The organism is Acinetobacter sp. TUM15064 (assembly GCF_008980265.1).
In the GTDB taxonomy this organism is placed as follows: Bacteria; Pseudomonadota; Gammaproteobacteria; order Pseudomonadales; family Moraxellaceae; genus Acinetobacter.
Map to the genome: position 1 here is coordinate 1 of NZ_BKFU01000012.1, position 12,871 is coordinate 12,871.

Here is a 12,871-nt window from a genome sequence, read left to right on the forward strand (position 1 = left end):
TTCGTTACTTTAAAGCAGATGGAATGCAAATAAAAGTTTAGGAAATTATCTGTAAACGAGTAGCCATCAAACCAAAGCCAAACTTTTTATTGGCGACAACAGATGACGTTGAAGAGTTCTAAAAATGTTCGAGATAATTTTGGAGAGATAAGAAAGAGTAAAGCGGAGGCCTTTACGTTCACGCAGAAATTTCCAACAGAATGTAATAGTAACATAAAAATAAAATTCGCACATTTTGCTAAGTGCAACGTTTAGTGGGGGGCTGCCTATACTTTGTGAAATTTGAGTTCTGTTCTGTACTTATTTACTTTCTTGTAAATGATTATTCTGTACAGCCGTTTAATGTACTGTTGAGCGCTCATGTTTCTTGAGAAAAGATTAATTACCATTCTTTAGAGTGGTTTTTCTGCATTTAAATTTTGATAACTTTCTGAATCCAACGATGCCCTTGTGTAAGCGGGTCCTTATTTTGCTCCGTTGAATTTTAAATTGATGGAGAAAATATGTTTGCACAAGGGTGAGTTAAAGCAAATTTGGATGATGGTAGGAAAGATCATGACTTATAAAGCCTTTACGTTATCAAAATATCCGCAAGGACATATCACTACAGATATTTTTGAGCTAGTCACTTTGGCACAACCGACTTTAAAAGAAGGTGAGTTTCTCGTTAAGCAGACACATATGTCACTTGATCCTGCTATGCGCACTTGGCTCCAACCAAGAGAAGACAGTTATTTACCGCCAGTACAAATAGGCGAAGTCATGCGCTCTTACGGAGTCGGCGTGGTAGTCGAGTCCTTGAATGCTCAATTTCCAGTCGGTACTCATGTCGTTGGTGTCACTGGATGGAGTGAATATGTTTTAGGTCATGCCGACATGCAAGTGATTGATGCCTCGATACCAGCAGAGGCCATATTGGCTTTATTTTATTTCACAGGTCTGACCGCTTATGCAGGTTTAATGAAAGTTGGAAAACCTAAAAAGGGTGAAACTTTGGTGGTGACAGGTGCAGCAGGTTCAGTCGGTTCATTAGTAGGGCAATTGGCGAAAGCCGAAGGTCTAAGAGTCGTAGGTGTTGCTGGCTCTGATGAAAAGTGTAAATGGTTGGTTGAAGAGCTGGGTTTTGATGCTGCGCTTAACTATAAAGCGGAGGATTTTGAAGCTCAACTTCGTGTTGCTGCGCCAAATGGTGTGGATGTTTTCTATGAAAATACGGGTGGGTCAATCCAAGAAATTATTTTTAATCAGTTAAATCGGTATGCACGTGTCATCGTCTGTGGCGTGTTGGCTGATTATGACCATGAGATGCCTGCAAAAGGTCCAAGTTGGGTAGATATCAATTTAAAAAGCCTGCGTGTACAAGGTTTTATTGTAACTGATTATGCGTCTTTTGCAGACGAGGCTATGTCTGTGTTGGGCCGTTATCTCGCAGAAGGCAAAATCCAATATAAAACCTATACAGTTGAAGGCTTCGAGTCTTTGCCTGAAGGCTTAATGAAGCTATTTAAAGGTGAAAATACAGGAAAATTTATCGTTAAGTTTTAATCTTAATGGCTCTCATGGAGGTTAATGCCAATTCAATTTTATTGCTCACTATAAAAGTTCTGTCCCTTGTGTATTGGATCAACTGTTTTAGATGCAAAGGGGATGCTGGCGGCGTTGGTGCTGTGCTTAGTGAAATTTAAATTGCGATGAAGATCGTATCATTCTTGTGGACGATCAAACTTAAATCACATGGACGAATCGAGAACTTATTCTTTTAGCCCCAAGTCAGCATGGTTTGCTATGGGGCCGGGAGTTCTCACATAAATTAAAACAATGATTACAATCTGGATAGAATCAGCATGCGCATTATCCCTACTCAAGCCGAGTCTCCACCTTTAAAAAGTATACAGCTTCAAGGGCAAATGTATCGTTATCATGTGATGCTCAAACCCTCCGGTGCCCAATGTAACTTGGACTGTAGTTACTGTTTCTATCTGCATAAACAAGACTTATTGCGTCAACCTAAAACCCCACGTATGGCGGAGTCGATGCTTGAGTTGCATATCAAGCAATATATTGAAGTACAAACAGGTAATGAAGTGGTTTTTAGCTGGCAGGGTGGTGAGCCTACCCTGATGGGGTTAGAATTTTTTCAGCGTGTGGTTGAGCTACAAAATAAATATAAGAAGCCGAAGCAATGTATTGAAAATGACATACAAACCAATGGCACCTTGCTTGATGAGGCATGGTGTGAGTTTCTGAGTCAACACAATTTCTTGGTTGGTTTATCTATTGATGGCCCAGCTGAATTTCATGACAAACATCGCTATAACAAAGGTGGCAAACCTACGCATGCCAAAGTGATGCATGCCGTGGAATTACTTCATCGTTACCAGATTCCATTTAACGCACTGTGTGTCGTGAATCGAGACAATGCGAAACGCCCAAACGATGTATATCGTTTTATCCGTGATCAGGTGCAGCCACGGATGATCCAGTTTATTCCGGGAATGGAAAGTGCACAGTTCCAAAGCACTGCGCCTGGGCATTGGAATCTTGATGATTTACCCATACTTGGCAGCTCTGCCGCACAACCAGGAACCAACGACTCTGTTGTCACTGATTGGTCTATTGTTGCTGATGACTGGGGTTATTTTCTCTCACGGGTTTGGGGGGAATGGATCAAGAAAGATTTTGGACGGGTATTTGTCGACCAGTTTGAAAATATAGTGTCCATGATGCTTGGCTATGGCGCGCAGAAATGTGTTTCTGGTCAGATTTGCGGGAAATCACTGGCAATCGAGCATAACGGTGATCTCTTTTCCTGTGACCATTTTGTCTATCCCGAATACAAGCTCGGTAACATTCAAGAGATACATCAAGGCGATCTAGTCTTTTCAGAAGAACAGAAAAAGTTTGCTTATGCGAAGTCGAATAGCTTGCCTCAATACTGTCGCCAGTGCCCCTATTTACAATATTGCTGGGGCGACTGTCCCAAAGATCGCTTTTTGAAAACACCCGATGGAGAAGCAGGTTTACATTATCTGTGTTCTGGCTTAAAGCGCTTTTTTCATACTGCACTTTTATCCAAAAGTGAAATTATGAAACAGCTTAAACCCTAAAGAAATTTGCTGCGAATAAAGACTAAAAATAGTCTTTTAAATAAACGGGTTTATCTCGAATTTTGTCAATGTTGCTCAGGCGAAAGACAAATTTTCAAAATGTTATAAAAGGAAAAAGAATATGCACAAAAAAAGGATTTCGAGTTCAATCGCTGTACTGGGTGGAGCACTACTTTCAACAAGTCTAATGGCAAAGCCACCGAATATTTTGGTGATTATGTCTGATGACGTAGGTTTCACAAATGTTAGTGCATATAGTCATGGCGTTATGGGGTATAACACGCCCAATATTGATCGAATTGCCAAAGAAGGCATCATGTTCACCGATCATTATGCGCAACCCAGTTCAACAGCGGGACGTGCAGCATTTATTACGGGGCAATATCCAATTCGTTCAGGCATGACCACAGTAGGACGTCCAGGTTCTCCACTAGGTATTCAAGCTGCGACCCCAACCTTGGCAGAAGTGCTTAAACCTTTGGGTTATATGAGTGGTCAGTTTGGGAAAAACCACTTGGGCGATCGTAATGAACACTTACCGACTGTGCATGGTTTTGATGAGTTCTTTGGTAATTTATATCATTTAAATACCGAAGAAGAACCAGAACAATTTGATTATCCCAAAGATCCAGAATTTCATAAAAAATATGGCACACGCGGTGTTTTACACTGCTATGCCTCTTCAACAGATGATGAAACTACAGATTCTCGTTTTGGAAAAATGGGGAAGCAAAAATGTGAAGATACAGGGGCATTGACGCGCAAACGCATGGAAACGGTAGACGATGAGTTTATTACAGCCAGTGTTGACTTCATGAAACGTAGTAAAAAATCGGATAAGCCATTTTTTGTTTGGCTAAATCCAAGTCGCATGCACATGTATACGCATTTACGTGCGTCTCATCGCTATTTGGCTGCAAAAGCAACCTCAGAAGATGATTTGTATGGCAGCGGGATGATTGAGCACGATATGCAAGTCGGTCAATTGTTGGATGATATGAAGAAAATGGGTGTGTTGGACAATACCATTATTGTGTATACCACCGATAATGGTCCTGAACACAGCGCAAAAAATCATGGTGGTACGACACCATTTCGTGGTGAAAAAATGACGACCTATGAAGGTGGGGTACGTGTTCCGACAATGGTACGCTGGCCGGGACATATTCCTGCAGGGCAGGTGAGAACGGGTATTCAAGCCAACATGGATCTTTTCACGACATTGGCAACGATTGCAGGTAATCCAAATGTTGTCGACGATATGAAAAATAATCGTAAGCAATATATTGATGGGGTGAATAATTTAGATTACTGGACAGGGAAATCAGAGGAAAGCAAGCGCAATAATTTTCTTTATTATCATGAATCAACACTGCGAGCTGTTCGAATTAAGCAGTGGAAAGTTCACTTTGAAACCAGTGAAAATTATTATGATAGTTATCAAAAGCAAAAATTCCCCATCATGTACAATCTCCGTCAAGATCCATTTGAGTCCTTTGATAGTGTAAGAGACCGTTCTGAAATTATCCAAAGTAAACAATGGATTTCTGAACCTTTACAGGCTTTGATTGGATCACATATTAAATCCTTGATGGATTATCCTCCTGTACAAAAAGCAGCAACACTCGATTTTAGTGAGCTGATTAAAAATATGCAGGCAACGAAAAAATAAAAGCATTCTGGATGAATAAGGCAGCTCAGTTTTCTGAGTTGCCTTTTTTATTAATATGGCATCATTTTTTTCAACCTATTTTTATTGAACGCATCAATCTTTGTTTTTGATTGAGCCTCGACTTCAAATTGATTATGGTAAATAGACGATAACAATAAAAAAATGGAGGAAATATGTTTGTACTTGAGCAAGTCTTTAAGGATAAAAAAGCAGTGCATTCTGATGCCTTTAACTTAAGAATTCATCGTGGTCTAAGCTGGTTTAAAAAAGCCACACAATTGGATGATGATCTTGATTTGAAGTTCATCACGCTATGGATTTCTTTTCATGCTTTGTATGCCCAAGAATTAGAACACCTTCAAAACCAACAGCATCTGAGCCAGTTCTTACAGACAATGCTTCAGCATGATGTTGAGCACAAAATTGAGATAATTTTATTGGAGAGGTCGAGTCAGCCCATTTATCGCCTATTGAACAGTTCGTATAGTATGCAAAGTTATTGGGACTATCAAAATCAGGCAATTAGCCTAGAGGCGTATAAAGCTCAACGAGGACACGAGAAGAAGAAAGTCACAGAAGCCATAGAGAATAAACATACAGAAGATATTTTGTTGATCTTATTTAGCCGTTTATGCACGTTGAACGATCAGTTCATGCAGGGTGGTTGCTCCTATAAAAGCGCGTTAAACCGAGAGCAACTCCAAGACGCATGTCTTGTTTTATCCGCGTTATTGCCTGCTTTGATTTATATTTTACTGGAAAATGCAGATGCTCTAGATAACGGGAAACCCTATTATCCAGTGGCACAGGTCAGCTAATTTACGAATAAAAAATCAGACAGTTTTAAAGCAAGCTGTCTGATTATCGGTATTAGGCAATACCATATTTTCTACTATATAGTGTGTCAATCAGTGCAAAGACACTGGCCAAGATGACCAATGAAATTCCGACCAGACAGGTGCTGCTCCAGCCACCATGATGCCATGCATACACGCCCAGCGCAGAACCACACGCCCCACCAATAAAATATAAAGTCATATAGATTGAGTTCACCCGAGACTTTGCATCGGGACGTAAACGGAAAATCACGTTTTGATTACAACTATGTGTGGTGGCTAAACCAAGGTTAATTAGTGCATAGCCTAGGACATAGCTGAGCAATGAACTGGCACCCAAATATAAAAACACCCAACTCAAGGCTAAAATGGCGCAGCCTGCCCAAGTCAGGACTAGGGTATAACCACGATCTGCCCATTTCCCAATGAACTGAGTCGAGAGTGCCCCAAAAACGCCAACAAGGGTCACTATACCCACCCATACATCGGAGAGTTCGAATGGCTTAGAGGTTAGCAGCAGGGCAATGGTTGAAAACAGCATACTCATGGCAGCAAAAGCAAATCCACCAGTCATTGAACGAAACACCAAGCGTGGCTCTTGTTTCAGTAGGCTTCCCATGGACTTAAAAATTGTGAAATAAGTGATTTTAAATTTTGGTAGTTGCGGCAACTTTCCTTTCATAATGAAAGCTAGAACAAACATGGCAATGCCACTGAGGATGTAAATCATCTTCCAGTGCCATAGATCAGAAAGTAAGCCTGCCACACTGGTAGACAGTAAGATGCCGACCAGTAATCCACTCATGAGAAAACCAACCACTTCGCCAGTACGTTCAGGTTTGACTGCCATCGCAGCTAAAGGAATCAGCACTTGAGCTGCGACAGAGAATAACCCTGTAATAATTGTCCCGATCCAGAGCATCGCTAAGTTGGTCGATATTGCACAAATAAAAAGCCCTGCAGATGCACCAAACATCAGGAGTGGAATAAGCTTGGCTTTATTGAGCATATCGCCTAAAGGCACAATAAATAGCAAACCTAGTGCATAAGACACTTGTGCAAACGTTACTGTTAAAGCGACTTGTTCTTCTGGAACTTGAAGGCTTTGTTGTATTGATGAAATCAAAGGCTGGCAATAATAGTTTGCCCCTGCACATAAACCACACACAATTGCCATGAGCCAAAGCAGTGATTTATCTCGACTGATGTCGAAGGAAGTATTCATAGTAAGCCTTTGATTGGGGGAGGTAGGAGCAAACAACGACAACATCACTGTTGAATGATCATGATGTAGCGTTTGGGAAATTGTATACGAAGCGAGGTTAAAAGCATAAAAATGGTGCAGAAAATAAAGTACAAGTGGATCGCTATAGGGCTGAGTAATAACCTCGCATTCTTATGTTCTTTTGATATGCTTTACTGAGATATAATCAAAAAAAAGTGATATTTCTAATTTTCTGTCAAAAAACACCGAGAAAAATGAAAAAAATTCTGAATTGATGGGGGAAAATTGTGAGTAATTGTTGCATTCCATCATTCTTCATCAGAATCATCAGCAAAAAGCCAAATCAAATTGTTGAAATATTCACCTTGTAGATGCTTTTGTGGTCGATTATGGTGCATTTAGGTTTAAGTACAGACTCACAATTGGCTTTACTATCACTCCATAAAATATTGAAAAAAGTTTTTTGTTAGTCAACTCTAGCTTGAAATCAGATTGAACAGGACAAATTTTGTTTAGGGTTTTTATAGAATCATTTTCAAATACACTTTTTCATCTGACTGAAATTGGAGTGCGGGTATTTTTGATCTATTCAACATAGATGTTATTCAATTTGAAGCCAGAGTCATTGCCGTGAAACTGTCACTTGGGTCAATGTCTGCAAAGTTTGCATGACAAGATGTGGAAAAGGTCTATGAATGATAGGTTTTGTTTTATGTGAATGTGATGCTTTAAATTTGTGAATTGGTCAAAAAGATCAATAGGGAAGAATTAAAGCACTCAGTCTTGTACAAAAAAAGTGCGATTTTTATGCTAAATGGCGATGAGGGGAAAGCGCTGAATAGAAATAAATCAATTCTGAATGTCATTTTCAGCAAATAAACGATATATCACACAATATTTTTTATGAATCACGAGTTCAGTATGTGGGTATTTATTAAATAAATAGTGGGTGGTATTTTAAAAAAGTTTCATTAGAATCCAAAAATTCATAAGAACATCCTGGGGGAAACATCGCCTAACTCGTGATGTTTACTTTAAGAAAAATTAGCTTGAGGGACGCTCATGCAGATCGGAATTCCAGCCGAAACGGTTGTTGGTGAAAATCGTGTAGCCGCAACGCCAGAAACGGTAAAAAAATTGATCAATGCTGGTCACAGTGTAGTCATTGAACGTAGAGCAGGTGTAAAAGCTGCTTATATTGACAGTGCCTATGAACAAGTTGGTGCCACGCTTACAGATGATGCCTATACCGGTAGCCAAATCGTTTTGAAAGTACGTGCCCCTCAGGGTGCTGAGATTCAAAAGCTTGCGCCAAATACATCGGTTATTGCCATGTTTGATCCGCACCGCAACACTGAACTTGATCAATTTGCATCGCAAAACGTGTCTGCATTTGCTTTAGAGCTATTGCCACGTACTTTGTCTCGTGCACAGAACATGGACGTGTTGTCCTCACAAGCGAACTTGGCGGGTTATAAGTCAGTGCTTTTGGCTGCTGCTGAATACCAACGTATGTTCCCTATGTTGATGACGGCTGCAGGTACAGTAAAACCTGCACGTGTGGTGATCATGGGAGTCGGCGTTGCAGGATTACAAGCGATTGCAACTGCAAAACGTTTGGGTGCTGTGGTTGAAGCAACGGACTTACGTCCAACAGCGAAGGACCAAGTTGAGTCTTTAGGTGGCAAATGGTTAGACGTACCGATGTCAGCAGAAGAACAACAAAAAGCAGCCGATGCTGCGAAAAATGGTTATGGTTGGATGCCGGGTGAAGACTATATCCGTGATCAAGCCATCATTGTAGATAAAGCTGTGTCGAATGCCGACATCGTGATTACTACTGCACTATTACCAGGTCGTGACGCACCACGCTTAATCAAAGCAGAAACTGTTGCCAAAATGAAACCAGGTTCAATCATCCTTGATATGGCGGTTGAAACGGGTGGTAACGTTGAAGGTTCGAAGAATGGTGAAAACGTTGTCACTGATAACGGTGTGACCATTTTAGGTATTCCAAATATTCCATCTACAGTTGCAACAGAAGCGTCTGCTTTGTATGCACGTAATGTATTGAATTTCCTTGACACCTTGTTTGATGCTGAGAAAAACTTTGCACTCAACCCTGAAGAAGAAATTCAAAAAGCCCTTCTAGTAACTCATGGCGGTCAAGTACTGCTCAAGCGTGGTTAAGGAGATAGATCATGGTTGAAACAATTACAATTTTCGTCCTTGCCATCTTTGTAGGGTACTACGTGGTGTGGGGCGTAACGCCAGCATTACATACACCGCTTATGGCAGTAACCAATGCTTTGTCATCCATCATTATTGTGGGTGCGATGATCCAAACTGTAGGCTTACCTGCGATTGGGGTTGATGCCAATGTCGCATTCCAAAGCGTTAACGTGGTGAGCATCTTAGGTGCGATTGCGGTGTTCTTAGCAAGTATCAACATTTTTGGTGGCTTCGCAGTAACAGCGCGTATGCTTGAAATGTTCAAGCCAAAGCAAAAGAAAAAAGAGGGCTAATATATGGAATTCATTCGAGACTATGCGGATTGGTTCTACCTGATTGGTGCTGTCCTCTTTATCCTAACTTTACGTGGTTTGTCAGGTCCTAAAACTGCCATTCAAGGTAACCGTTACGGCATGATCGCAATGGCGATTGCGGTGATCACTACTTTCTTTGTGGCAGATCATCCAGTGATTTGGATGATTGGCGGGGCAATGGTACTGGGTGCACTTGTGGGTATTGCCCGTGCACGTACTGTACCTATGACACAAATGCCTGAAACGGTTGCATTGATGCACTCTTTGGTGGGCTTGGCTGCGGTATTGATTGCGATTGCTGCAATTCTACACAATAACCAACTCACTGCTTTATTTGCACAAAATGAAGCTGCATTAACTGCTGCGGGTGTACAACATGCCCACATGAGCAAGGTTCATTTGTTTGAATTGTTCGTGGGTTGTTTCGTTGGTGCGATTACCTTTACAGCGTCTGTATTTGCTTATGGTAAATTGGCTGCGAAAAAATGGGCAAAAACCATTTCTGGTGCATGGGTTAAACCTGTACAAGCGCTGATTTTCCTTGCAATGTTGGCATGTGGTGTGTATTTCTTCACCACGGGTAACATGACTGCATTTTGGGCAATGACTGCACTTGCACTTGCATTCGGTTGGGTGTGGATTGCGCCTGTTGGTGGTGGTGATATGCCAGTGGTGGTATCACTGTTGAACTCATTCTCTGGTTGGGCAGCAGCAGGTATTGGTTTCACGCTTGAAAACAATATGTTGATCGTTGCAGGTTCACTGGTGGGTTCTTCTGGTGCGATTCTGTCTTACATCATGTGTAAAGCGATGAACCGTTCGATCATCAACGTTTTGTTTGGTGGTGCGATGGGCGGTGCAGCAGTGGCTTCTGCGAATAAAGGTGAACAAGCACAGCGTAATCACCGTTCTGGTTCAGCAGATGACGCAGGCTTCTTGATGTCAAATGCAGACAGCGTTGTGATCGTGCCGGGTTATGGTATGGCGCAAGGTCGTGCACAAAATGCAGTTAAAGAATTGTGTGAAATCTTAAAAGAGCAGGGCGTAAAAGTTCGCTTCGCGATTCACCCAGTGGCTGGTCGTATGCCGGGTCACATGAACGTATTGTTAGCAGAAGCAGATGTTGCGTATGAAGACATCTTAGAAATGGATGAGATCAACTCAGATTTCCCTGCAACAGATGTAGTACTGGTAATTGGTGCAAACGACGTGGTTAACCCTGCGGCGAAAGATGATCCGACATCTCCAATCTACGGCATGCCAATTCTTGAAGCACATAAAGCACGTACCATCATGGTGATCAAACGTTCTATGGCAACAGGTTATGCGGGCTTAGACAATGACTTGTTCTACAATGAAAAAACCATGATGATCTTTGGTGATGCGAAAAAAGTGGTTGAAGATATGACCAAAGCAATTAATGGTGGTGGACACTAATCCTCCTCCTGGATTGTATAAAGACCACCTTCGGGTGGTTTTTTTGTTTTAGGGCCAAAGCTCTTTAGTTACAAAAAAACCTCACAAAGACACATTTTGTATAAGAAATCAGCATGCTGATTTGTATTTAGGTGTTTAAATTGAGAATTATTATTCTCAATTTGGCTAAACCCTATTATGGACTTGCACCCGTTATCTCGCACGGAAAAACAGAACAAAAGAAAACAACTTATTATTGATAAAGCTATAGAGTTAACTGTAGCACATGGTTTAGATCAACTTTCAATTGCAGACATTGCAAAGGCCAGTGGATTAGGTCCCGGACAAATTTATCGCTGTTTTCAAGATAAAGATGAAATCATAGAAAATATGATTTTGAGTATTACGGACAAGCGCATTTGCACTCCTGGCTTTCACCGACACGATCTACATATAAAGGCTCAGGAGCTTGCCAGTGGGCATCCTAATAATATGAGTTCTGAAGAATTATCTTTGTTATATGAAGTTCTCAATATTAGTGGCAATAATAAAATAATCGAAACTATTGAAAAATCAGAAAAAAAAATGCAGGAGCAAGGTTTGTATATTTTAAAAGAATATTACAAAACCGCGTCTCCACAAGAAATAAGAGCAATTGCTGAGGTGGTTGCCACGTTAACGGAGGGCGTCATTTTGAGAACGGCGAAAGGGTATTCGCAAGATGTTGATCAGGCTATTTTACAGCGTATTTATGAAACGATGTTAACAGCAATGGATTCCTTATTTGGTGAAGTGAAAGAGAAAGAAAATAATATTCAATAAATACAATATTTTATTTCTTAAATTTAATGTGGTGGGTTCAGTCTTTTTTCAAATCTAGGTGTGCGTGTGCAATGAAAAAATCGGTAGTATTCAAAAAGGCTTTTCTGACAGGAATGATTATATGCTGTCTTGGTCTTACCTTATCTGCTTGTGATCAAGAGCAGGTCGCTCCACAAAAGTCTGTAACTGAAGTAGAGGTGATGACGATCCAACCTCAGTCTATGGACATGAAACAAACCTTGGCTGGTCGGACAACGGCTTATTTGACCTCAGATGTCAGGCCTCAAGTGAGTGGTATTATTGAAAAGCGGCTTTTTAAGGAAGGAGATTATGTACAAGCTGGTCAGGTATTGTATCAGCTCGATTCTAAACTGTATCAAGCAGCACATGAAAGTGCGCGTGGTGATTTAGTTGAAGCTGAGGCGAGTTTGCTTGCCGCAAAGCCCAAAGCGCAACGTTATAAAAACCTTCTCGCAATTGAAGCGGTTAGTCAGCAAGATGCCCTTGATGCTCAAGCAACTTTAAAAGAACAAGAAGCAGCCGTTATTTCTGCAAAAGCGGCGTTAAATACAGCCAAAATTAATTTGGGCTATACCTCAATACGTGCCCCGATCTCAGGACGGATTGCCACGTCTACATATACTCCTGGTGCACTGGTGACGGCTGAGCAAACGACCGCATTGACAACGATCCAACAATTAAACCCAATTTATGTTGATATCACGCTATCGAGCACTGAGTTACTTAATCTGAGAAAGCAAATTGATAAGGGAACATTGAATGCCCCTAATGGTAAGGTGCCTGTCAGTATTATTATGGAAGATGGTTCGACTTATGAACATACGGGGACGCTCGAATTTATTGGAACGTCCGTTGATACTGGAACGGGTACGGTAAATTTAAGAGCTATTGTTCCAAATCCTAAATATCTATTGCTTCCAGGTGCTTATGTTAAGGCAGAGCTACCATTAGCAGTTAATCATCAGGCTATTCTGATTCCACAAAAGGCAGTGACCCGAAATCATAAGGGAGATCCTGTTGTGAAGTTGGTCGGTGCAGACAATAAGGTGGTTGAACGTACCGTCGAAACCTCGGATGCACAAGGCAACCAGTGGGTGGTGACCTCTGGTCTAAAAGCTGGGGAGAAGTTGATTGTTGAAGGTGTGAGTACTGTTTCTTCGGGGAATACCGTGAAAGTGGTACAGCAAGCAACTGCAAGTAATTCAGTGACCTCAGATCAAAAATAG

General features: G+C 41.2%; 10 protein-coding genes. 9 read left to right on the plus strand and 1 reads right to left on the minus strand.

Annotated elements, in window-relative coordinates:
* Positions 1 to 555: 555 nt before the first annotated feature.
* The 4 genes from GBI16_RS05720 to GBI16_RS05735 all read left to right on the plus strand — a co-directional run bounded on the left by GBI16_RS05720 (position 556) and on the right by GBI16_RS05735 (position 5,597).
* Positions 556 to 1,545, plus strand: a complete 990-nt coding sequence (locus GBI16_RS05720) for an NADP-dependent oxidoreductase (RefSeq protein ID WP_086210016.1) — start codon at positions 556 to 558, stop codon at positions 1,543 to 1,545.
* Positions 1,546 to 1,844: 299 nt separating this feature from the next.
* Positions 1,845 to 3,107, plus strand: a complete 1,263-nt coding sequence (locus GBI16_RS05725) for an anaerobic sulfatase maturase (RefSeq protein WP_086209876.1) — start codon at positions 1,845 to 1,847, stop codon at positions 3,105 to 3,107.
* A 121-nt stretch (positions 3,108 to 3,228) separates the two neighbouring features.
* Positions 3,229 to 4,779, plus strand: a complete 1,551-nt coding sequence (locus GBI16_RS05730; RefSeq protein ID WP_171494533.1) for an arylsulfatase — start codon at positions 3,229 to 3,231, stop codon at positions 4,777 to 4,779.
* A 173-nt stretch (positions 4,780 to 4,952) separates the two neighbouring features.
* Positions 4,953 to 5,597: a HEPN domain-containing protein gene (locus GBI16_RS05735; RefSeq protein ID WP_151706703.1), complete on the plus strand. Its 645-nt coding sequence runs from the start codon at positions 4,953 to 4,955 to the stop codon at positions 5,595 to 5,597.
* Positions 5,598 to 5,649: 52 nt separating this feature from the next.
* On the opposite strand, the gene GBI16_RS05740 is transcribed toward GBI16_RS05735, so the two are convergent.
* Positions 5,650 to 6,840 carry an MFS transporter gene (locus GBI16_RS05740; RefSeq protein WP_151706704.1) on the minus strand — a complete coding sequence of 397 codons (1,191 nt, stop codon included), beginning with the start codon at positions 6,838 to 6,840 and terminating at the stop codon, positions 5,650 to 5,652.
* 1,062 nt (positions 6,841 to 7,902) lie between these two features.
* On the opposite strand from GBI16_RS05740, the gene GBI16_RS05750 reads away from it, so the two are divergent.
* The 5 genes from GBI16_RS05750 (at position 7,903) to GBI16_RS05770 (ending at position 12,871) form a co-directional block, all read left to right on the plus strand.
* Positions 7,903 to 9,030 (plus strand): Re/Si-specific NAD(P)(+) transhydrogenase subunit alpha, encoded by a 1,128-nt coding sequence (locus GBI16_RS05750; RefSeq protein ID WP_086209873.1) that lies wholly within the window; start codon positions 7,903 to 7,905, stop codon positions 9,028 to 9,030.
* Between the two features lie 11 nt (positions 9,031 to 9,041).
* Positions 9,042 to 9,365: a proton-translocating transhydrogenase family protein gene (locus GBI16_RS05755; RefSeq protein WP_086209872.1), complete on the plus strand. Its 324-nt coding sequence runs from the start codon at positions 9,042 to 9,044 to the stop codon at positions 9,363 to 9,365.
* 3 nt (positions 9,366 to 9,368) lie between these two features.
* Positions 9,369 to 10,823, plus strand: coding sequence for an NAD(P)(+) transhydrogenase (Re/Si-specific) subunit beta (locus GBI16_RS05760; protein ID WP_086209871.1), 1,455 nt, complete (start codon positions 9,369 to 9,371; stop codon positions 10,821 to 10,823).
* 177 nt (positions 10,824 to 11,000) lie between these two features.
* On the plus strand, positions 11,001 to 11,624 hold the full coding sequence (locus GBI16_RS05765) for a TetR/AcrR family transcriptional regulator (protein WP_151706705.1): 624 nt from the start codon (positions 11,001 to 11,003) through the stop codon (positions 11,622 to 11,624).
* Positions 11,625 to 11,695: 71 nt separating this feature from the next.
* The gene (locus tag GBI16_RS05770) at positions 11,696 to 12,871 is read left to right on the plus strand and encodes an efflux RND transporter periplasmic adaptor subunit (RefSeq protein ID WP_171264471.1); all 1,176 of its coding nucleotides are present in this window, start codon (positions 11,696 to 11,698) and stop codon (positions 12,869 to 12,871) included.